The sequence below is a fragment of the Bacillus sp. JK74 genome (genome assembly GCF_053663395.1).
In genome coordinates, this window is the sequence record NZ_JBSJQB010000002.1 from 896773 (window position 1) to 919174 (window position 22402).

General features: G+C 50.0%; 16 protein-coding genes. 8 read left to right on the forward strand and 8 right to left on the reverse strand.

Annotation, left to right across the window (positions count from 1 at the left end; all coding sequences use genetic code 11):
- Positions 1-13: 13 nt before the first annotated feature.
- The 4 genes from sbcC to addB all read right to left on the reverse strand — a co-directional run bounded on the left by sbcC (position 14) and on the right by addB (position 11831).
- A complete protein-coding gene (gene sbcC, locus ACWJJ5_RS09015) occupies positions 14-3406 on the reverse strand; it encodes an exonuclease subunit SbcC (protein WP_454022358.1) in 3393 nt (1130 codons plus the stop codon).
- Positions 3403-4575 carry an exonuclease subunit SbcD gene (sbcD, locus tag ACWJJ5_RS09020; RefSeq protein ID WP_454022359.1) on the reverse strand — a complete coding sequence of 391 codons (1173 nt, stop codon included), beginning with the start codon at positions 4573-4575 and terminating at the stop codon, positions 3403-3405. Before sbcD ends, sbcC begins: the two co-directional genes overlap by 4 nt.
- A gap of 64 nt (positions 4576-4639) precedes the next feature.
- Positions 4640-8344 (reverse strand): helicase-exonuclease AddAB subunit AddA, encoded by a 3705-nt coding sequence (gene addA, locus ACWJJ5_RS09025; RefSeq protein WP_454022387.1) that lies wholly within the window; start codon positions 8342-8344, stop codon positions 4640-4642.
- Positions 8331-11831 carry a helicase-exonuclease AddAB subunit AddB gene (gene addB, locus ACWJJ5_RS09030; RefSeq protein WP_454022360.1) on the reverse strand — a complete coding sequence of 1167 codons (3501 nt, stop codon included), beginning with the start codon at positions 11829-11831 and terminating at the stop codon, positions 8331-8333. Before addB ends, addA begins: the two co-directional genes overlap by 14 nt.
- A gap of 141 nt (positions 11832-11972) precedes the next feature.
- On the opposite strand from addB, the gene ACWJJ5_RS09035 reads away from it, so the two are divergent.
- The 5 genes from ACWJJ5_RS09035 to ACWJJ5_RS09055 all read left to right on the forward strand — a co-directional run bounded on the left by ACWJJ5_RS09035 (position 11973) and on the right by ACWJJ5_RS09055 (position 16678).
- Positions 11973-12686 (forward strand): DUF421 domain-containing protein, encoded by a 714-nt coding sequence (locus tag ACWJJ5_RS09035; protein ID WP_077722028.1) that lies wholly within the window; start codon positions 11973-11975, stop codon positions 12684-12686.
- A 74-nt stretch (positions 12687-12760) separates the two neighbouring features.
- Positions 12761-13270, forward strand: coding sequence for a ferritin-like domain-containing protein (locus ACWJJ5_RS09040; RefSeq protein ID WP_014304752.1), 510 nt, complete (start codon positions 12761-12763; stop codon positions 13268-13270).
- Between the two features lie 250 nt (positions 13271-13520).
- A complete protein-coding gene (locus ACWJJ5_RS09045) occupies positions 13521-14141 on the forward strand; it encodes a TetR/AcrR family transcriptional regulator (RefSeq protein ID WP_071392022.1) in 621 nt (206 codons plus the stop codon).
- A gap of 15 nt (positions 14142-14156) precedes the next feature.
- Positions 14157-15353, forward strand: a complete 1197-nt coding sequence (locus tag ACWJJ5_RS09050) for an MFS transporter (protein ID WP_058906688.1) — start codon at positions 14157-14159, stop codon at positions 15351-15353.
- A gap of 167 nt (positions 15354-15520) precedes the next feature.
- The gene (locus ACWJJ5_RS09055; RefSeq protein WP_025284526.1) at positions 15521-16678 is read left to right on the forward strand and encodes an AbrB family transcriptional regulator; all 1158 of its coding nucleotides are present in this window, start codon (positions 15521-15523) and stop codon (positions 16676-16678) included.
- A gap of 36 nt (positions 16679-16714) precedes the next feature.
- Here ACWJJ5_RS09055 and ACWJJ5_RS09060 read toward each other — a convergent pair whose 3' ends face one another.
- The 4 genes from ACWJJ5_RS09060 to ACWJJ5_RS09075 form a co-directional block, all read right to left on the reverse strand.
- The gene (locus tag ACWJJ5_RS09060; RefSeq protein ID WP_033574497.1) at positions 16715-17236 is read right to left on the reverse strand and encodes a MarR family transcriptional regulator; all 522 of its coding nucleotides are present in this window, start codon (positions 17234-17236) and stop codon (positions 16715-16717) included.
- 89 nt (positions 17237-17325) lie between these two features.
- Positions 17326-18855, reverse strand: a complete 1530-nt coding sequence (locus ACWJJ5_RS09065; RefSeq protein WP_341276233.1) for a monooxygenase — start codon at positions 18853-18855, stop codon at positions 17326-17328.
- 97 nt (positions 18856-18952) lie between these two features.
- Positions 18953-19468 carry a signal peptidase I gene (gene lepB / locus ACWJJ5_RS09070; protein ID WP_077722026.1) on the reverse strand — a complete coding sequence of 172 codons (516 nt, stop codon included), beginning with the start codon at positions 19466-19468 and terminating at the stop codon, positions 18953-18955.
- Positions 19465-20091: a TVP38/TMEM64 family protein gene (locus tag ACWJJ5_RS09075; protein WP_003155159.1), complete on the reverse strand. Its 627-nt coding sequence runs from the start codon at positions 20089-20091 to the stop codon at positions 19465-19467. The genes lepB and ACWJJ5_RS09075 overlap by 4 nt, the downstream gene beginning before the upstream one ends.
- 152 nt (positions 20092-20243) lie before the next feature.
- Between ACWJJ5_RS09075 and ACWJJ5_RS09080 the strand changes: the two genes are divergently transcribed.
- The 3 genes from ACWJJ5_RS09080 (at position 20244) to ACWJJ5_RS09090 (ending at position 22390) form a co-directional block, all read left to right on the forward strand.
- A complete protein-coding gene (locus ACWJJ5_RS09080; RefSeq protein ID WP_012117241.1) occupies positions 20244-20603 on the forward strand; it encodes a hypothetical protein in 360 nt (119 codons plus the stop codon).
- A 120-nt stretch (positions 20604-20723) separates the two neighbouring features.
- Positions 20724-20924 (forward strand): DUF3311 domain-containing protein, encoded by a 201-nt coding sequence (locus tag ACWJJ5_RS09085; protein ID WP_003155162.1) that lies wholly within the window; start codon positions 20724-20726, stop codon positions 20922-20924.
- On the forward strand, positions 20921-22390 hold the full coding sequence (locus tag ACWJJ5_RS09090; RefSeq protein ID WP_317461360.1) for a sodium:solute symporter family protein: 1470 nt from the start codon (positions 20921-20923) through the stop codon (positions 22388-22390). The genes ACWJJ5_RS09085 and ACWJJ5_RS09090 overlap by 4 nt, the downstream gene beginning before the upstream one ends.
- The last annotated feature ends 12 nt before the right edge of the window (positions 22391-22402 follow it).

Here is a 22402-nt window from a genome sequence, read left to right on the forward strand (position 1 = left end):
TTCCTTCTCCTTTCTACATGATCTCCAATGTGACCCGGGTGCCTTTCCCGCCCGGTTCGGACGGATGAACGATTAATTTTTTCGGCAGACGCGCTCTCAGCTCCTGCACATGGCTGATCACTCCGACGGATAAGTTGTCCGATTGCAGCTTTTCGAGCGCTGTGACAACGGTGTCTAAGAGCCCTTGGTCAAGAGTCCCGAATCCTTCATCTAAGAAAAAGAATTGCAGCGGGTATTGCCCCCGCAGCTGAATCTGGGCGGACAAGGCAAGCGCAAGCGACAGCGATGTCAGAAACGTCTCCCCGCCGGAAAGGCTTGATACGGGCCGTTTGACGCCTCCGTTCGCGTCATCACGCATGACGAAACCGCCTTCTGAATCGACTAATATGGCATACCGCTGCCTTGTCAGCGCTCCGAGACGGGCAGAGGCGTCTCGAGCCACGCTTTCCAGCTGTTCTTCCGCTAAAAATTCGACGAATGTATTGCCTTTACATACAGACTGGAGCTTATCAAGCCTGTCAATCTGTGTCTGCCAGCTTTTCAGTTCGGCTTCAATCTCTTTAAAGCGCTTATGCTGTTTTTGCATAACCGCGAAGGCTTTTGCCTGTGCCCCTTTTTCCTCCATGGCGGCGCCTGACTCAGCCTCTGCCTGCTTCAGCAGAGAAACCGATGCTGTCCATTCTTCCTCCGATATCCGGCGCTCGGCTAATTTATCAGTAACACGGCTGATATTTGCCGATAGCTGTTTTGAGGTGTCCAGAAACTCATCAATTTCTTTTTTCATTTCCTCTGCACGCCCTTGCGGAAGCAGACTTTTTTTAACTTGGTCCGGCTCGGTAAACCCGGTGTCTTTTGACCTCACGCGCCAGTCGTTTTGCGCTTTCTCAAGGGAGGTCTCAGCATCCCTGAGTGACATGAGACTCCCGGATTCCCTGCCTTTTGCGTCATTCAGTGATTGCTGCGCCTGCTTCAGCGCATCGAATAGGGACTGTTCTTTCGATTTTAACAGCTGTAATTCCTGCCGCACCGCTTCAAGCTTTGCGGAAATTGATGTTTCTTCAGCTGCTGTTCCGAGCTCTTGTTCATATCCGTCAATCACCTGCTGCAGGCGCTCAGACGCATAGTGAAGCTCGAGCCGTTCCCGTTCAAGACGATGCTTCATCTCCTGCAGGCGTTCTTTCTCCTCTTCATGTTCCTTGAGGAATGCGATGCTTGTTTCAATGCGCTTCTCACATTCTTCTGCCTGTCTGTCCTTCTCATCTATCGAAGCCTGCCAGGCGTCAATCCGGTTTGGCGGAATATCACCGCAGACTTCGTTGTACTGATTCAATCGGCTTTTTGACAGCGATTCAAGCTCTTCTAATGAATGTCTGAGACGGCCGGCTTCTTTTTCCTCGTAGCGGATTCGTTCGGCAAGCTGCTCAGCTTGTTTCACCGTCTGCTGATGCGCGCTGATCAGTCTTGTGACCTTCTCTTTTACCGACAGCATATCCTGTTTCATTTGTTTCCATTCCAAGCGGACGGCGCTGAACGCTTCATCAAGCGGGCGTCCGCTGATGGAAGAAGCGGCTTCCAGCTCCGGAACCCGGGCGCTTTGCAGAAACGGACATTCTTCGGTAAAACGCCCCGACTGTTCTTCTAATGCAACCTTGGCTGTCAGCACTTCCTGAGAAAGAGCCGCCGCCTCAGAAAGCAGTGCTTCCACCTGCTGCAAATGTTCCTGCACAGCGGTATCAGGCGAGAATGTTTCATGAGCGGAACGCGGGCGGTCATGCTGCGTCGAGCCGCATACAGGACAAGGCTTTCCTTCGATCAGTTTTTCCGATAATTCTTTTGTTAATGCGGCCGTTCTCGCTTCCTCTGAGCGCCTGCGGAGATCGGCTTGCGTTTTTTCAGCCCGTTCGGCTGCGGCTTTCAGTGAACGTTCCGTTTCACAGACCATATGGTAAACGGTTTGCAGCGTTTGATAAGCGCGCGTAATGTCTTCCTCTTCCGTTTTCGCTTTCGCTGTGAGCGACTCGCTTTCTCCGTTGAGCTTCTCCACGTTTTTCAGCTGCGTTGTCAGATTAGCCCGCTCTTTCGTGATTTGTTCCTGTGTCTGCTGAAAGCCTGCCGCCAGCTGTGCTGCGGTCTGGCATTTTTTCCGTTCATCGGCGGTCACTTGAACTGCTTTCAGCTCTTCTTTCAGCTCATTCTGCCTGTTTTGACCGCGGGTCAGGCGGTCTTTCACTGCGGCCAGCTGTTTCGAGGCGGCTTCGTATTCTTCCTCTTTTTTGCTGTGCTCCGCATTTGTTTTTTCCGCTTCTTTTTTCGCTTCAAGCAGTTTTTGTTCAATGGCTGAAAGTCTTTGATACAGCTCTTCTTCCTTGACAAGTTTCGGCTCCTGTTCGGCCTTATGGGCCCGCCATGCTTCATAGGCTTCATTTTGCCGGGTAAATGAAACGGTTTCCGCCTCTGATTTCCGTTTGGCCAGTTCGTGTTCCTGTTCGGCGCGCTGCTTCCGGCGGACGGCTTCTGTGCAGCGGTCTGCGTACGGCTCAAGGGCGAGAGCTGTTTCCGCCTCTTTAAGACGCTCAGTCAAATCCGTGATGTACGGGCGTCTTTCCTCGAGCTTTTTCTCCCGGCGCTCATACTCATCTCTTTCTGTCTGCAAGTTCCAAATTTCCTGGTGATTTTCAAAACGCTCTTTTGCCCGGACCCGTTTCTTCTCAGCTGCTTCAAGCCGTTCGTTCGCTTCGTGAAACTGCTGTTCAGCCTGCTTCAGCGCATCTTCTCCTGCGTCTCCGAGGCCGGATTGTTCGGCCAGCATTTCATTTTTTTTCGCTGCCGCTTCCTGCGCCCGCCGCCGCAATTTTTTGACAAGCCTGTCCCCGTACTGTTCCAGATTAAACAGGCGCTGGAGCATATGTCTTCTTTCCGCGCCTTTAAGCGACAGAAACTCGGCAAACTTTCCTTGCGGCAGCACGACGGCTCTTGTAAAGTCGTCAATGGTCAGGCCAAGAAGCTCCTCTACCTTTTTGTTCACTTCATTCGCTTTATCGGCCAGCACCGTTTGTTCGTCTTTGATTTCAATCAGGCGGCAGAGGGCGGTTTTTACTTTCGTTTCATCCGTTCTCTTAAAAACGCGCTCGACCTTGTAGGAAACCCGGTGGCCGGATTGAAGCGCGAATGTAAATGAGACGGCGAGCTGATCTTCGGCATGATTCAGGATGCCGTGCGTATTATTTGCGGCGCGCTCCACTTTTCCGTATAAAGCGAGTGTCATGGCATCAAGGATCGACGATTTTCCGCTTCCGGTCGGCCCGAAAATCCCGAACACCCCGGCTCCTGACAGTCCGGCAAAATCAATGGTCTGTTCCTCCCTGAAGCTGTGGAGCCCTTTTATCGTTAACAGAATCGGCTTCATGTCGCATCCTCCTCATCATCTGCTGACGCAAGCTCTAAAAACAGCTTGACCATCTCCTCATCCGGCACACCGCCGCCCGTTTGTTTTTCATAAAACTTCTTAAATCGATCCTCAATTGATGTGTGTTTCACTTCAATCCGGTCATTTTCGGTCTCTTTTTCTTCAAAAACCGGCCTGATATGGATAAAACCGGGATGCGCCTTTCTCAGCCGATGAATTTCCTCGAGAGAAAGCTGATCCGTCAAATGGATATCAAGGTCGATCCAGGCATTCCGGTCACGCCCTTCATCAAGCCAGCCGTGAACCTCGCCCAGCCCCTGCGCTTTCCATTTGACGAGCGGTTTACCGGAAGACAGGAAAATCTCTTCCCACTTCGCTTCTCCGCCGGGCTTCGCTTCTACCACCGTCACCGATTTGGCATAACCGGCTTCCGAAAAGCTGTATGCGAGCGGAGAGCCTGAATAACGGGCAGCCGTCTTGGCGCGCTTGATCGTTTGCGGACGGTGGAGATGGCCGAGAGCCACGTAAGCCGCATCAGCCGGCAGGCTGTCAGCGGCGACCGTGTAAGCGCCCCCGACTTCAATCGGGCGCTCTGAATCGGTCTGATTTCCCCCCGCGACATAAATGTGGCTCGCCGCGATTTTCACGGCATCGTTCCGGCACAGTCCGCACATGTGAGCAAACGCCTCTCTGATTTTCACATCGTAATGATCGCGAAGAAGCGTTTCCTCAAACGTATCGGAAAGCACTTCGTTTAATCTCGCCTCTGACGGATATGCCAGCGCGGCTACGGCTAACAGCTCGTCCGCCGACGGCACCTCAATATGCACGGGTTCTGTCCGCGGATAGCCGATTAAATGAATGCCGCGCTCATTTGTTAACGGAGAAGCCGCCGCCAGCCTGTCGGGATTGTCATGGTTTCCGGCAATGACGACAACCGGGCGTTTTCCGCCGTCAGAAAGCGCGGAAAGACTTTCGTAATACAATTGTTCAGCGAGCGCAGGCGGGTTGACCGTATCGAATACATCCCCTGCCATAATGACCGCATCAATGTTTTCTTCCTTGACAATGGTATTCAGCTCTTCCAGTACTTCGGCCTGCTCGCTCAGCCGGCTTCTGCCTTCCAGCGTTTTGCCGAGGTGCCAGTCAGCTGTATGTAAAATGCGCATACCGCATTCACCTCACTTTTTGATAGAAAAAAAGATCCGCTCCAAAAAGGAGCTTCGGATCTTGTTACAGTGTAAGAACGTGACCTCCATCGAAGAAATAGAGCGCACGCCCTTTTACTTTCGTTTTTGTAATTTGTTCAACCGCTTTTGTATACAATTCGATTTGTGTTTCATATCTTTTTTGCAGAATCGGAGCCGCGCCTTCAAATCCATTCCGGAATTTCCCCTCTATCCGATCTGTTTTATAGTCCAGCAAATAGAGACCGTCCGCAGTTTCGTAGAGGCAGTCAATAATCCCTTGCACGAGCAGCGGCTCACCGGCCGTTTCGGCATCCTTGTACACCTCGCCGGCCGGAAGCGCCATACTGAACGGCACTTCGCGGTCAATCCGCAGCGCCCCGAGAAGGTCTTTACCGATTTCAGTTCCGAAAAACCGGACAATTTCTTCTATATCAATGGCTTCCTGCTGCTCTTCTGTCAGCAGCTCTTTTTCGTAAAGCATCCGGACCGTCCGCTCCGCTTCTTCGGCAGTCGGAACGTGCGTCAGCGGTATGTGCTGCATCACCGTATGCATCGCCGTCCCTTTTTCGGCGGCTGTCAGCCCTTTTTTCATCATAAAACCGGGACGCCTGTATAAAAGCGTGTCTCCTGACGGTTTGATGAGAGAGCGGCCGCTGTATTCATCCTCGTATTCTTGCTTTCTCTTCAGCTCAGAAACTGACTGCTTCGTTCTGATAGCCGTCAGCTCTCGGTACGGATATTCCCATTCAAGCAGACGGCGCGCCTCATCATCAAATGAAAACGAACCAGGAATCGGCTCGCCCTGCTGTATCGCTTTGAGACGTTTGCTCTTTTCTTCAGCACGTTCTTTTGGATTCTCTTCCAGCAATTCACTTTGCTGAAGCATCCGGATGTGAAAACGCGACGGGTCGCGCGCGATATCCTCAGTCGAAGAAAGTCCCGGCGTCCTGTGCGCCTCCATGTCACGGTGGCGGATGAGCGCCGGCCCGATAAAGTCCAAATAAGATGACGCCTGATAGCGGTCGAATTCAGAAAGAAGCCAATCGGCCCGGTCTGCTTGCGCCTGCCATTTGGCCAGCTGTTTTTCCCGGTTTTTGCAGGAACCGACGAGAAACAGCTTTTCCTTCGCTCTGGTCAGCGCCACATACAATACGCGCAATTCTTCGGATAAGAGCTCTCTGCGCATCTTTTTCTTCATCGCCACAAGCGGAAGAGTCGGATAGCTGATTCTGAGTTCCGGATGAATATACTTCGTGCCGAAACCGAGCTCTTTATCAAGCAGGTATGATTTGTTGAGATCCATCATATTAAAACTTCTGCCGAGTCCGGCGGTGAAAACGACGGGAAATTCAAGTCCTTTGCTGCTGTGGATCGTCATCAGCCGAACGACATCCTCCTGCTCGCTGAGCGCACGGGCGGTCCCCAGATCATCGCCGCGCTCCTGCATCCGTTCAATAAACCGCAAAAAGCGGAATAACCCGCGGAACGCCGTCGCTTCGTACGAGCGCGCCCGGTCATACAAGACGCGCAGATTGGCCTGGCGCTGCTTTCCGCCGGGCATGCCGCCTGCATAGTCAAAATATCCGGTATCGCGGTATACTTCCCAAATCAGCTCAGACACCGAATGATTCGTCGAAAATGACCGCCACTTTTGCAGACTGTCATAAAAGGTTCTCAGTTTTTGATACAGTTCATCATGCCTGTCACCGTTCGCTATATATGCTTTCAGCGCTTCATAAAACGGCGCTTTTTTCTTTTCAAGGCGTATCAGCGCAAGTTCATTTTCGTCACAGCCGACGATGGGCGAGCGCAGCACGGAAGCAAGCGGAATATCCTGATACGGATTATCAATCACCTTCAAGACTGAAAGCGCCGCAGCCACCTCCACGGCTTCAAAGTAACCCGACGTCAAATTGGCGTACACCGGAATGCCCTGGTTTTTCAGCTCTTCCATTAATTGCGGCGCCCACGGCATGGAGCGCAGCAAAATCACGATATCCCGGTACTGGATATTCCGGTGTGTTTTTGTTTTCCCGTCATAGACCTTAAACGGAGATGAGACAAGCTTTCGGATCTCCCCGGCTATCGCTTTCGCTTCCCAATGCACGGTTTCAAAGTCTTCGGCATCCTCGGAGCTGCTTGCGTCATCAGCGCTGTCAATCAGCAGCAGTTCCGTTTTTGCCGCGTCATTCGGCGGATACGATGCGCCGAGCTTCAATGCCGCCTGTTCATCGTAGTCCACTTCGCCGATTTTTCCGCCCATCAGCTGCTTAAACAAGAAATTCGTACTGTCCAAAATATCGGAACGGCTGCGGAAATTTTGGTTCAGGTCAATTTTCTGCCCCGCGCCTTCCCCGCTTTCTGTGAACCTTTTATATTTCCCGAGAAACAGCAGCGGCTCAGCAAGTCTGAAACGGTAGATCGATTGTTTGACGTCGCCTACCATAAACAGATTTCCCGCCTGTTCATCCCCGCTTTTCACAAGCTGCAGGATAGACTCCTGCACAAGATTGGTATCTTGATATTCATCAACCAGAACTTCATGAAACTGGTCTTGATAATAAACGGCCGCTTCGCTCGGCACCCGCCGGCCTTCTTCATCAACTGCAGTTAAAATTGCCAGGCAGTAATGTTCCAAATCTGAGAAATCAATAATTGATTTTTCTTGTTTCGCCGCTTCAAATCGTTTTCCGTACGATATCACGAGCTGAACGAGCGTTTCGATGACAGGCTTCATATCTGTTAAACTCTTCAAGTGATCTTGCGGACTTCTTGTAAAGTAATCGGTCTTTAACTTTTCGATCAGTTTCTTCGCGCCGTTTCGCAAATCGGTCGCTTCGTCCAAAAGCGCTTTGTCAAATTCATCACCCTTTACCGCCTTCGCCCGCTTAAATGAGACTGCGGGAACCCGTTCATACAGCGCATCGAAGTCATGCCGGCAGCTGATCAGCTCTTCTATCTGCTGAAGGTCATCCAGAAAATTATCAGCGCGCGGGGCCGGCCCGCCGGGCGCTTTTGTCAGTTCAAGCGCCTTCTCAAGCTTTTGTTTTGCCCCGAAGAGCGCCATTTCCGCATCTTCTCTCACATACTGGTAAAACGGAAGCTCTTCCATTTTGCTTTCTTCCGTCACGTCATACAGACGGACAAAGCTCTGCAGCCACGCTTCCGGGTCAGGATGCGACCGGGAATACTCGTACACCCGTTTGACAAGGTCTTGAAGATCCAGATCATGCCTGTCTGTCGTATATCTGTCCGCAAGCTCAAAAAACGCCTGATTCCCTTTTGCGTATTCATCTTCAAACAGCTCATCAAGCACTTCGTCTCCGAGCAATTCGCCTTCCGTCTGGTCAGCCATGCGAAAGCCGGGGTCAAGATCAATCATATAATAATATTTTTTAAGCACTTGCAGACAGAACGAGTGAAGCGTCGAAATGCTCGCCCGATTTAATAGAGAGAGCTGCCGTCTGATATGCAGAGATCCCGGATTTTTGGCGAGCTCTTTTTCTAATGCTTCCGCGATCCGATGCTTCATCTCTGCTGCTGAGGCGTTTGTAAAGGTCACCACAAGGAGCCTGTCAACATCAACCGGATCTTCCTCCGCGGTTATCTTTCTGATCATCCGTTCCACGAGCACGGCCGTTTTACCTGATCCGGCTGCGGCAGCGACAAGAATATCGCGGCCCGAAGAAACGATGGCGCTCCATTGGTCATCCGTCCATATGCTGTCTTTCGGTTTAGGAATTTGCATCATCATCCGCCTCCTTTTTCAGCCAATCCAGTATGGTGCCGTCTTTTTCCGCTTTCAGGCTGCGGTATTCATTTTCCTTAAGCGACTCATCAAACTGGCACACCGATTTAAACGCACAGTACGTACAAGGCGTCTTATCTTTCAGCTTATACGGGGTAATGGACACAAGTCCGTCCGTTATCGCTTCGCCCGCCTGTTCAAATGTCCGCCGCACATGGTCTGTCAGCAGATGAAAGTCCTGTTCGCTGACCGCCGCTGAGTCGGATCTTAAAGACCCGTCCTTTTTCAAACCGGCATTGACGATATTTGAACGCCCTTCCTCCAAAGTCGTGTCCATCAGGCTGATCGCCTCCCGGTCACCGAGGAGAAGGCCTTTCATTTTAAATTTCTTGAAAATTTCCTGCTCGATTTCATCAAGCCCCATCGGCAGACTGGCCTGAATCATCGGATCATGGATATGGAAATACAAAACGCCTGCCGGGGTCGCTTTCATGCCGAGCCAATCCGCAGAATGTGTAATCGATAAGTCAAGATATGTGAGCATTTGCAGAGCGAGCCCGTAATACACCTCAGCCAGATCAAGCCCCCTGTCGCTTGATTTATAATCAACGATTCTCAGCAGCAGGCCTTTTGAACTTTCCGCTTTATCCACGCGGTCGATCCGTCCGACGAGTTCCATCGTACAGCCGTTTTTCAGCGTGAAAGTGAGCGGAGGCAGCGGTCCGCTTCCGCCGAAACCGAGTTCAAGACCGACCGGGACGAAACCGCTCGCCTTCGCATGCTCGCTTAATATGCCAGAAACACGCGTGACGATCTTCTGCAGTTTTTCCTTCACATAAAAGTGTCTGTTTGAGCTGAGCAGAATCTCTTTTTGCAGCTTTGGCGCAAGCCGTTCCACCGCTTCATAGGAGAAATTCCGGCACTGATCTTTCGTCAGATCGCGCCATTCCAGCTTCTGCTCACGAAGCCGGTCTGAAATCAGCTTCAGACTGGAGTGAAACAGCTGGCCGATATCCGGCGCTTCCAGCTTGAAAAACTGCCGCTCTTTTAATTGCAGCCCGTGAGATGCAAAATGAGAAAACTGGCAGGCATTAAACGCCTCCATCCGGGAGACGCTTCCTTTAATATGCTCGCCGTAAAGCTGGCGCGAAACAGGCCGTTCAAGACGCTTCGCCTCATTGCGGAAAAACAGGCTTGAAAACAGCTTTTTCGCACGCTGGTGATCAGACTCTTTCATCAGCACATTGTATGCGCTCCACCATACGTCACTGATCTCGTACTCTCTTGTCCACAGCCTGAGCTGACTTGCCGTATACGTCTGAGCCACCTGTTTATTGACGAGATACTGAAGCTGCTCTTCTTCGCTTACCTGCTCGGGATCAGCCGCTGACAGCTTTTCCTGATGATCGGGAAACAGCTCGCCAAGCCTGTTTACAACGATTGACGGCAGGAGCGTTTTTCCTTCCGCATCGGCAATCGGGTATGACACATAAAGACGGTCAGACGGACTCGACAGCGCCATATAGATGAGAAAATGCTCATCAAGCAGCCGCTCACGCCCCGCGGAAGACAGCTCCACTCCGACTGCTTTCAGCCACTCCCGGTCATCATCAGACAGCACGCCGTTTTCATCCGGGCGCGCCGGAAGAACGCCGTCATTGGCCCCGATGACGAATGTGCAGGACGTGCCGTATATTCTTGAGAGATCCATATTCCCTACAAATACTTGGTCAAGCGCAGGAGGAATTAAAGAAAAATGAAGCGATTCCGTTCCCGTTTCAAGCATTTGCTGGAACAGCGCTAAAGATATTTCATCTTCACCCATCATGCCGGCAAACTCCTCGAGAAGCTGGATAACGGCGTCCCACGCCTGGCCGTGCTGCTGCGCTTCGATCATGTTTCCGGCCTCTTCGGCCCGCTGCCTTTTCCGGTCCAGCTTCAGGGGAACATCGGTATCTTCCAAAAAGAGATAAAGAGCCTCCGCCATACTTTGAACCGTTTTCGCTTTTTTCATCCGGTTTTGAAGCCGGACAAGGGGTGCAGCTATCCACTCTCTCGTCTCATTCAGCATGTGTTCCATCTCGATTTCCTGATCCGTCTGCGCGAAATCCTCATCGAGCGATACGAAGCGCCTGTATACAAACCGCTCGCCGTTCGTCCAGCGCTCCCCTTTAATGCCGTAGGCGATACAGTAATTTTCAAGCTGATCTACCTGCTCTCTTATGTTCTGCTCCGGCTGATCAAGCGGGAATAACAGTTCGGTTTTCGCACAGCGGAACACCGCTTCATATCTCCAGTTCCCCTTCACGACATCCAGGCTTGAACGGATGAATTCAATAAGCGGGTGATGCTGCATAGAAGCTTTTCCGTCAATAAAATAAGGAAGCCCGTAATCGGCAAACACTTCCTTCAGCAAATCTTTATAATCTTCCGGCTGGCGGATGAGAATCGCCATATCTTTGTACCGGTATCCTCCGTCCCGGACAAGCGATTGAATTTCCCGGGCAATACCTTCAAGCTCAGCTCTTCTGTTTTGCGCCTGCATGACGGTAAAAGCTTCCTGTCCGCCGGTATATGCCGCGGCGGGACGCACATCGTACTGCGACTCTATACAGGCAAGCTCCGGCACATGCCGATGCCGCTTCGTGCCATGCAGTTCCTTGCAGGAAATATCGGCATTCAATTCCTTTGCCGTCTGATAAAGCTTATAGTATGTGCTTCCCGTCATTCTGAACAGATCGAGCTCATCCGGTGCCTGTTCCGCCGAAGGGCTGTCCGCCGTCAGCGAGAATGTGACATGTTCAGCATGCATGATCAGCTGCTCCAGCACCCTTAATTCCTGCGGCGTAAATTGATAGAATCCGTCGACGTAAACACGGGCGCCTTTTACAACGTCCGCCAAAGGAATCTGCTGAGCGAGCAGCGTCAAATAGTCCTCTGAATGCAAATAGTGTCCGGCGAGGCTTCTTTCCATCTGCTGATATAAAATCCCTAAATCATGAAGTTTTTCAGACAGCATCCGCTCTCCGCGATATTCTGACGCCGTTCCGCTTTCCGCCATGCGGCGGACGTCTTCAGGCTCAATACAGTATCGCTTAAACTCTGTCAGCATCCGTTCCACCTGCTCAGTGAATCCGGCTTTGTCACTCGCTTTTTGATACACTTTAAAATCGTGCTTATGTTCTTCAATCAGTTTCCTTAAAAGCATCTGCACACCCGTCGTCGTCACAAACGGGCGATTCATGCCCCCGGTATGCTGAAACACGCGCCACGCCAAACGCGAAAAACTGAACACTTGAGCGCGTATCATGCCGCCGATATCCGGCGTTTTAGCAAGCTCATATTCCATTAAAAACGTCATTTGATCCGGGACTAGAAAAATGATCGGTTTCCCGAACGGCTCCCGGCGCAGTTCATCTTGAATGCTGTCGATAATCAGCCTCGTTTTCCCACTCCCCGATCTGCCTACTAAAAACTCAACACCCAAATTAGAAGACCCCTCTCTTTTTATCTTTCTACATTTTATCGAAAGTTGACGAAAATGACCAATCTCATCTGCTGGTAAAAACGGGATGACTGTTTTAAAATATATCGTTTTTGACCAAATTAAAGAAAAAAAGGATTAAATATGATGTCAGAATATCTCGAAGTGATTGTGCGAACGATTCTGTCGTTCAGCATTCTGTTTATCGGCGCCCGTATACTCGGAAAACAAACCATTTCACAGATGACGCTTTTTGATTTCATTGCGGCCATCTCCCTCGGCGCCATCACGGCAAATCTGTCGTTTAATACAAAACTGCCGATTCATTTTACTGTCAGTGCTTACACGATTTTCGTGGTCATTATTTATCTCGTCGCATATCTTTCTATGAAAAACAGAACCGCCAGGGGTTTCTTTGCGGGCAAACCGACCATTATCATTCAAAACGGAAAAATACTTGAGCATAATATGAAAACGATGCGCTATACCCTCGACTACTTGAACCAGCAGCTTCGTGAAAATGATGTATTTGACATTTCTCAGGTTCAGACTGCCATCATTGAAACAAACGGCAGCATGTCAGTGGAGGTCAAACCGGAATTTGCGCCCGTTACAAGACAGGATCTCGGCATCTTTGCCGGACATGAAAAGAACTTTGCCGTTGAGCTGATTATGGACGGCCGGCTGGTGATGAAAAATCTGGAAGAAAACCACGTATCGGAAAAATGGCTGAGAGAAGAATTGGACAAGAGAAACCTCAAACCGGAAGACGTCGTATACGCTGTGCGCGGAAGCAACGGCCGGCTTTTTGTCGACACATACGACGACCATATTACATCGCCGCTGGATCAAGAATAAGAATAAGAATGACATCCGCACATGTCACGGGCTGCCGCCGTATAATACCCTATAAACATCCGGGGGTGAGTCCAATGCACGAGAATTTTTTTCATTATACAGCCATCTGCAGTGACGATTCTGTGCTTATAAAGGATCTGGTAAAATCCATAAACGGTGAATACAGCGCTGTGATTTGCTACTCAATATTAGCCGAAAAAGCGCCGACCGCAGAAATCAGAAGACGAATCGAACATATCAGAGAGGAAGAAGTGCGCCACATGCACGCTTTCTCTTCACTGTATACGTCAATTACCGGAAAACAGTTGACGCCGAAACAGACGGAGCATTGTCCGCACACATACAGAGAAGGACTGAGGGCGGCGTTTTATGATGAGCAGAAAACGAATGATTTTTATTTGCAGGCATCCGATAGAGCGGTGCATCCGGAAGCGAAACGGTTATTTGCCCGCACGGCATTTGACGAGCAGCGTCATGCCGTCTGGTTTTTATACGATATGGCCCACTCTCCTTTCCACCATACAGGGGGAACGGTATCAAACGCGCCGAACACAAGCTACACCGAGGTAAATACCGGAAAATAACGATTCAGGCAGATCACGCTCCCCCGCCGGGAGTCTTCAGACGGCTGACAAACCCCGTTCTTTCAACAGGAGAGAATGGGGTTTATTTTTCGAGCCGTTTTTATACTTCCACTAAACAATGGATAACTTCTTCATTGTATAGTCAGCAAAAACCCTTTATAATAAAATAAACCAACTGGTCGGTTTTAAACGACCCGAACCCGCTTTGCCGGGACAACGATATGAATGAGGCGGAAAGGATCTGTGTGAAGTGACAAATACAAAAGGCGGTGCCGGAAAGAGCGAAAAGACGAAGAACAGGCTCATATCCGCTTCGCGTGACTTATTTGCAAAAAAAGGATATTCAGAAACATCGATTCGGGATATTTTAGAGGCGGCCGAGATCAGTAAAGGCAATCTATATCACCATTTTAAAGGAAAAGAGTTTCTGTTTCTTCATATCATGGAAGAGGATCACCGCGTGATGATCGAGACGTGGAGGGAAATGGAATCCGATCTGAAAGATGCTGCCGAAAAGCTGACGGGCTTTGCGGAGCTGCTGAGCCGGATGAGCATCAATTACCCGCTTATGAGAGCAAGTGAAGAGTTTTATGCGAGTGCGTTTACGTCAGAGGAGGTCGTAAAGCGGCTCAACAAAATTGATATTGAATATGACGATGTGATGAGAGAGATCTTAGAAGAGGGAAATCAAGACGGCAGCTGGTCCATTCCTCATGTCGAATCAAAAGTAAAAATCCTGCTATCCGTCTTCTACGGTTTAGATGTGTTATATAAAAACGATACCATTCAGCAAAGAATCGAATTGCAAAAAGAAGCCATCTCCGTGTTTATTCACGGGTCGATCAACGCTGATAAACAGAATGACAGCTGACAAAGGAGAAACAACATGCAAAAACCGATCAGAGAACAAAAGGCTGTACTCATCATCTTATTAAGCAACATATTTATTGCGTTTTTAGGCATCGGATTGATCATTCCCGTTATGCCGCTGTTTATGAATGTGATGCACTTGACGGGCAGCACAATGGGATACCTTGTCGCTGCCTTCGCCGTCGCGCAATTAATTGCATCCCCCATTGCGGGGAGATGGGTTGACCGCTTCGGCAGAAAAATCATGATTCTCGCCGGACTGTTTTTATTCGCATTATCCGAACTGACCTTCGGATTGGGCACACATGTCTCCATTTTATATTTCGCAAGGGTGCTGGGGGGCATCAGTGCCGCTTTTATCATGCCCGCTGTTACAGCGTATGTCGCAGATATTACGACGGTGCAGGAAAGATCGAAGGCGATGGGCTATGTATCTGCCGCCATCAGCACAGGGTTTATCATCGGGCCCGGCATAGGAGGATTTATTGCCGATCACGGCGTTCGTATGCCGTTTTTCTTTGCGGCGGGAATTGCATTTATCGCAGTGATTTCCTCTGTCTTTATGCTGAAAGAGCCGTTAACTAAAGAAGAACGTGCAAAGCAGATGGAAAGCGCCAAAGAATCAACCTTCTTAAAAGATTTGAAAAAGTCGATTCACCCAAGCTACTTGATCGCCTTTATCATCGTCTTTGTTTTGGCATTCGGGCTGTCGGCGTACGAAACGGTATTCAGCTTATTTACAAACCATAAATTCGGCTTCACGCCAAAGGATATCGCCATTATTATTACGTTCAGCTCCATTGTGGCAGTCCTCATTCAAGTGCTCGCGTTCGGCAGACTTGTCAACTTCCTCGGGGAGAAAAAAGTCATTCAGCTTTGTCTGATCATCGGCGCTGTGCTGGCTTTCGTTTCTACGCTGATGTCAGGGTTTTTGCCCGTGCTCGCTGTCACCTGCATCATTTTCCTTGCGTTTGATTTACTGCGCCCGGCACTGACTACTTATCTATCGAAGATCGCAGGAAATCAGCAGGGGTTTGTTGCCGGTATGAACTCAACATACACGAGTTTGGGCACCATTTTCGGCCCGGCTCTGGGCGGTATTTTATTTGATATGAATATTCACTTCCCGTTTCTGTTCGCAGGTGTGGTTTTATTTCTCGGTCTGGGATTGACGCTTGTGTGGAAAGGAAAAGCGGGCGAGGTTTCGGAGTAGGGTGCACTCACCCATCTCCGGAGCTTTTTTTGTGTTTTCGATAAGAAAAATGAATGGATTATGAGAAATAATTCATTATTTATTTATCTCAAAATCTATACTATAGTAATAGTAAGGTTAACGAGCTTAACAATTTAATATGAATGTTTCAGGAAGAAGGGTTTTCATTGAAGAAAGACAAACATCTCCTTACGGATATCTGGTTTATTCTCATCAGTGCGGCAGGGGGGTTTCTTCTTTCGCTCACAGGGATGTCGATCGCCTGGATGCTCGGAACGCTTGCCGCCGGCTGCATCCTCTCCATGACGAGGCCCCGCTGGCTGTTCATGGCGCCTGACAGAAGAGGGATTCACCGCAGATGGCTTGCGGCGGGACAAATGATCCTCGGCATCGAACTCGGCCAGAAACTGAACCTGTCCGTTCTGTCGGTTTTACGGGAGCATTGGCTTCCGGTAGGCTTCATGCTGATTTTCTCTATCGTGATGGCGCTTGTTTCCGGATATGTGCTCTTTCGGTTCAGCCGGACGGACATGATGACAAGCTTTGTAGGCACGGCGCCGGGTGGTTTATCCGCCATGCCCGGTATCGCCCAGGAAGTCGGCGCAAACACCGCGATTGTAAGCCTTATTCAGCTGACGCGCGTCCTTTTGGTCGTCATGACAATACCGTTTCTCGTCATTTTCTTATTTACCAAACAAAACGGTGCGGCTCAGACATCAGCCGGAGCCGTTTCGGCAGGAGCTTCACATCCGGGCCTTACTCCCGTCTTGTTAACGGCCGGATTTATTTTGGCTGCCTGGCTTGCAAGTAAAGGCGCAAAACGGCTGAAATTTCCCGCCCCTTGGCTGCTCGGCAGCATGATCGGCGTTGCTGCTGCGGAAATCGGCGTGTCCGCCTTGGCGGGCAAAGACATGCTGGCCTGGTGGCCGCCGGAAGCGAACCAGCTGTCACAAATTTTTCTCGGCGCCACAATCGGATCAAAAATGTACAAAAGCATGTTCACCGGCGTGACGAGAGTGCTGACCGTCGGGTTTATTTCTTCCGTCGGATTAATCGCCGCCATGATTCTGAGCGCGGTTGCGGTTTCTAAATTAACGGGCATCTCCATGATTACATCTGTTCTCGCCTTTTCTCCCGGCGGGATCGCCGAGATGGCGGCGACTTCGATTACCCTGCACGAAGACTCGACTTTCGTCGTCGCGGTTCAGGTCATCCGGATCGTTCTCGTCATCGCCATGCTTCCGCCCTTCTATCGGCTGCTGCACCACCTTTCTCAGCTGAAACGGGCACACGGCGAAAGAGGCCGGGCAGAAAGAGGAACATGATCCGAATAAAAAAACACGCATCCATATGCGTGTTTTTTATTTGAACAGCTCTCCGCCGCCATTTACAGACCGCCAGTTTGCTGAAAGATCACGGAACAGCCGTTCAGCAAATAACAGTTCTTCATCTGTATAGCGGTCTAAAAACGCCAAGAGCCGCTTTTTTATCAATTCATGATATTCATGATGAAGGGAATGCAGCTCTTTCCCGGCAGGAGTCAGCCGGAAATAGACTTCTTTTTTATTGTCGCTCAGCCGGGTTCTGCGCAGGAAGCCGGCTTCCAAAAACTTCGCGCAGCTTCTCGACACGGTCGGCTTTGTCGTCTTCATTTTTTCCGCTATTGACGTGACATTGATCGGTTCATGATCTCCGATACACGACAAAATGTGAATTTCCGTCAAGGTCAATTGTAACTTTTTCCCGTTTCCTTCACGGAGTTCATCCATCCGTCCGGCCAACGACGCCCTGATATCCTCCTGGCACCTCTCCTGCTCGTGAAAAATATCTGTCAGCCCTTCAAGAATCATGTGTTTTGCATGGTCTGGCTGTCTTCTGTCCAACTGCTGAGTCACCCTTCCGTATTGATTGTTTCTTTTACTATAACGTTTTGTTACACAAGAAACAATCACACAGACGCATAAAAAGGTTATCAGATGAATAATCCCCATCTCTCCAAACCGGCCAGAACGGCTTCTTCCGCTTCACGTCCCGAGCCGCCGGCTGCCCATGCCGCATGGCCGTCCGGCCGGATTAAAACGGTGTGGACGTCGTTCCAATCGGCACGTGTTTCAGCAAGCTCCGCCCTGACTGCCGCCACGCTTTCCGTATCAATACCGGCGGGAATGCTCCCTCTTAATGACAGAAGCACAAAGCCGCCCTTGCGGAGAAAATCATACAGCCGGGCCGGCCGCCCGTCATGAAGGGTCAGTTCGATATCCGGCAGGCGTTTTCCGTTCAGGGTATGCGGCGGCAGCTCCGCATCCGGTTCATAATGCAGATCAAGCGCGGATACTTTTCCCGCCAATAAACGGTTGGACTCCTGAAAATCCAGCAAAGCGGTCATCGTTTCTCTTAATGCCATCCCCGACTCGGTAAAATCCATGAGCTTGATCTGCGTTTTGATATTGTGCAGCACTTCTTTTCCTGTGCTGTGCCTTTCCTGATGATAGCTGTCCAGAAGATGAGGCGCCGCTTTTCCCTTCATTTGCGCCGCCAGCTTCCAGCCGAGATTGACGGCATCCTGAAGCCCCGTATTCAGGCCTTGGCCGCCTGCGGGAAAATGAATGTGCGCCGCATCCCCAGCCACAAAAACCCGGCCGGAGCGGTACTGCTCAGCCTGACGCTCGGCATTGCCGAACCGCGACATCCATACCGGATCACTCAATCCGAAATCAGTGCCGCATATCCGCCGCAGGTCTTCTTTCAGCTCATTTTCGGTGACCGGCTCTTCCTTCCGCTTTTGCAGGACGTGCGGAGAAACGATGAGGACGCGGAAAAGTCCGTCCGTAAGAGGGATAATCACAACCGATCCCTCCAGGCGGCACGTTGAAAAAAAGGAAGATTCGGGCGGATGTTTCAAAACGGCATCACAAAGGGTTCCTGTTAAGTCGGCATCAGTGCCCGAAAAAGCGATGCCCGCCTGTTTCCGGACAATGCTCCCCGCTCCGTCTGTACCCGCGGCATATAAGCTGTGAAGAGTGCGGATTCCGCTTTCGTCCCGGAACACCGTCTCCACTCCGTCATCCGTCTGGGTGACAGCCACCGCTTCCGCCCCGCGGATGATATTTGCGCCGAGACTTGATGCATACTCCTCCAACATCCGCTCCGTTTCTGCCTGAGGAAGCATTAACGAATAATTCTGCTTCGTATCCAGCCGAGAAAAATCCAGCCGTGTATCCAGCATGGAAAAATGGCCGGAAGACACCTTCGTCCCTTGATCCACAAAGCGTTCCAATATGCCTCTCATGGCAAAAAGCTCAAGTGTGCGCGGATGCATGATAAGCGCTTTGGAATATGGCACCGTCTTCTTCAATCGTTCAATGACAGTCGTTTTCACTCCGGCCAGCGCCAGTTCTGATGCAAGCATAAGCCCGACCGGACCTCCCCCGATAATGGCAGCCTGTGTTTTCATTTCATCAGCCCTCTTTCGTATTTTTGTTGCACACGTAACAAAAAACATAAAATAAAACGCCTCCTTTTTTTGTTTCGTGCGTAACAATTTTCATTATAGTCTTTCCTCTGTTTTTTTACAATCATTTCCGAAAAAAAGACGCCGTTCACTTGGCGTCTGATTCACTGATGACTCCGACAATGTCTTTATCCTTAATCGGACCGAAATGACGGCTGTCGAGGCTGTATATGCGGTTGTCGCCAATAACAAAGTATTGTCCCTTCGGTATGCTTTTGCGCCCGGTCGTTTCCTTCAGCGTATAATCACCGGTCACATGGCTCCCGGCGGACAATGATGACTTTAACGGTTTTAAAAACGGTTCCGCCACCCGTTTTCCATTCACATACAGCTGATCCTCCCTGTATGCGATTGTCTCGCCGGGGAGCCCGATGACACGTTTGATCAGCACTTTGCGGTGCGGGCCTTTAAACAGAACAATATCGAAACGGCGGATCGTTTTGTAACGATGGGAAAACTTGTTGACCATCAGCTCATTTCCTTGTTTAAAGGTCGGATTCATGCTGATTCCTTCGACTTTATAATCAATAAAAATGGCATTCTTTAATTGTATGGCCAAAACAACGATAAGCACGCCGGCTATAAACCAAAATCGTTTTTTCAAGATTCCTGTCTCCCTCCGTCTTTCTCATGCTGACTGATTCTCGTCTGTAAACGCCGTTCGATATGCTTTCCGGCATACCACAGCACCGCGATCACCATTATGGCGCCCGCCATCCTGAAAGGCTGTGTAATGAGTGCGTGAAGATCATACCCGATAAAACTGATCATAAAAATCATAACCATTTTCCCCATAGCGGCTGCTGATATAAACTGCAGCGCTCCCACCCGTGACAGACCGGCAACGATATGAACCGCAGCGGACGGCGTAAAGGGGAAGCAAAGTAAAATAAACAGCGGACCGAAACCGTGCCGCTCAACCCAGAGCATCATCCGCCTTATGGTCTGATGCCTGCGGATGAAACCGAAAGCTCTCTTCTGTCCGAAACGGCGGACGGCATAAAACATCAGCATCGATCCTGACGCAGACCCGAGCCATGACAGAAAAAAACCTTCCCACAAACCAAATGCATTCGTATTCGCCACCACAAATACAACGAGCGGCAAAAACGGAAGAAACGCTTCAATAAAAGGCAGTACAGCCGCAGCAGCCGGGCCGAAAGCTCTATAGCTTTGGAACCATTCCGTCAGCTGTTCCTCAGTCAAATATGATAAAAATTGCTCCAACGTTTATACTCCTTAACGAGTTTGTCTATCCTTATTCTACACATTATCTCCAAAAAACGAAAATGTTTACGAGATTTTCCGACTTGAAATATCGTGTAAGCGAGTATAAAATAAGAACAAATGTTCTCTTTTTTAAGAAAGAAGGAGTATTTATGCCTGACATTCGGAGCGGCACCCGCGATCTCATCGAAAAAGGGCTGTTTCTGCCCATGGCGGCTGCCATCCTGAACCGGGACCTCGAAGCGCTTGATTCGTGCCCGTTCAAATTAAAACAACCCTATAAACAGCTTATCAGCTGCTCTTTAAAATTAGCACAAAAGGATTTGAGTGATGTTCGAAAAGAGTTAAGAAAGCGTAAAATTAAAATATACGAAGCGGAAAGAGACGAAGCATTTACGCTTTATATATGCACCATTAACGGCTATGAAGAAAAACACCGTTATTTCAACCCGAGAATACGGGAACAGGTAACCGCCTTATTGGAATATTACCTGTCTCTTGCGACCATTTAAAAAGCATCAGGGACTGCTTTTCCTTTTCAGCTGATAAATTTCAGACTATTCACACTATACATTCGACATGATTTTCTTTATAATCGGGACACGCTGTTTTCAATGAAAAGGAGGAATGTTATGAAACTGATTCATGTTCTCGCCGCCCTGCCCTTTTTCGGAATTCTCGCCGGCATTCCATTTGCCAACCGGGTGACGCCTTATGTTTTCGGAATGCCTTTCATTCTCGCATATGTCGTCATCTGGGCGGTGCTGACTTCCGTTCTGATGGCCGCCGTTTACAAATTGGACAAAGAAAACAAGGCGGGTGAGACGGAATGAACGCAGCATTTCCCGTAATGGCCGCCGTGCTCCTGTTTTGTGTATATCTCGGAATCCGGGCCCGAAAAGGAAAACGCATGGACCTTGAACAATGGACGGTGGGCGGACGCGGCTTCGGCACGATGTTTGTCTTTTTATTAATGGCGGGAGAAATATACACGACCTTTACATTCCTCGGCGGAAGCGGATGGGCTTACGGAAAAGGAGGCCCGGCCTTTTATATTATCGCGTACGGCTGCCTTGCCTACATTTTGTCATATTGGCTTCTGCCAGCCGTGTGGACTTACGCCAAACAACACAAACTGATGTCGCAATCAGATTTTTTTATTTCAAAATACAACAGCCCGCTCCTCGGCATTCTCGTATCGCTCGTCGGCATCGCATCCCTCATCCCCTATCTCGTTCTGCAGCTGAAAGGGCTCGGATTAATTGTTTCAGCAACATCATACGGACAGATTCCGCCCTCCGCCGCTGTCTGGATCGGCGCTGTCTCCATCACGATTTATGTGATGATTTCAGGAATCCATGGTTCAGCGTGGATATCCGTCGTCAAAGATATCATGATTTTAGGCATCGTCCTGTATTTAGGCATTTATCTGCCCATTCATTACTATGGCGGGTTTACGGAGATGTTCAAACAAATTGACGCCGCAAAACCCGGTTTTCTCACGCTGCCGGAAACCGGACAGAGCGTTTCCTGGTTCAGCTCAACGGTTTTGCTGACCGCCCTCGGCTTTTATATGTGGCCTCATACCTTTGCCGCTTCCTATTCGGCGGAGCATCCGCGGGTGTTTCGGAAAAACGCGATCATCATGCCTCTTTATCAGCTCGTCCTGCTGTTTGTCATCTTTACCGGATTTGCGGCGATTCTGCAGGTGCCCGGTTTAAAAGGGGCGGACACGGATCTCGCCTTATTAAAGCTGTCTGTGAAAACCTTTGATCCCTGGTTTGTCGGACTGATCGGATCGGCGGGCATTCTGACGGCGCTTGTGCCCGGTTCAATGATATTAATGGCCTCAAGCACGCTGTTCGCCAAAAACGTGTACAAAGCCATTCGGCCCGGCACGACTGACGAAAAAGTCTCACGGCTCGCAAAATACGCCGTACCCGTCATCGCGCTGATATCCGTATATTTTACGCTGAAAGGCGGAAATACCATCGTCACCTTGCTTTTAATGGGCTACAGCCTTGTCACCCAGCTTTTCCCCGCCCTCTTATTCAGCCTGCCGAAGCGGCGTTTCATCACAAGCCACGGCGCTTTTGCCGGCATAACGGCCGGGGTCGGAACGGTGGCCTTCATTACGCTGACCGAATCAACCGTCGGAACCCTCTTTCCGTTTCTTCCGCAGATCGTTAAGGATATGAATACAGGCATCATCGCGCTGGTTCTGAACATTGCCGTCATGTTTGCAGTCAGCGCCGCAGTCAGAAAAAAACAAATCAGCGCAGCCGAAAAGGCGGCTTAATGATAAAATAGC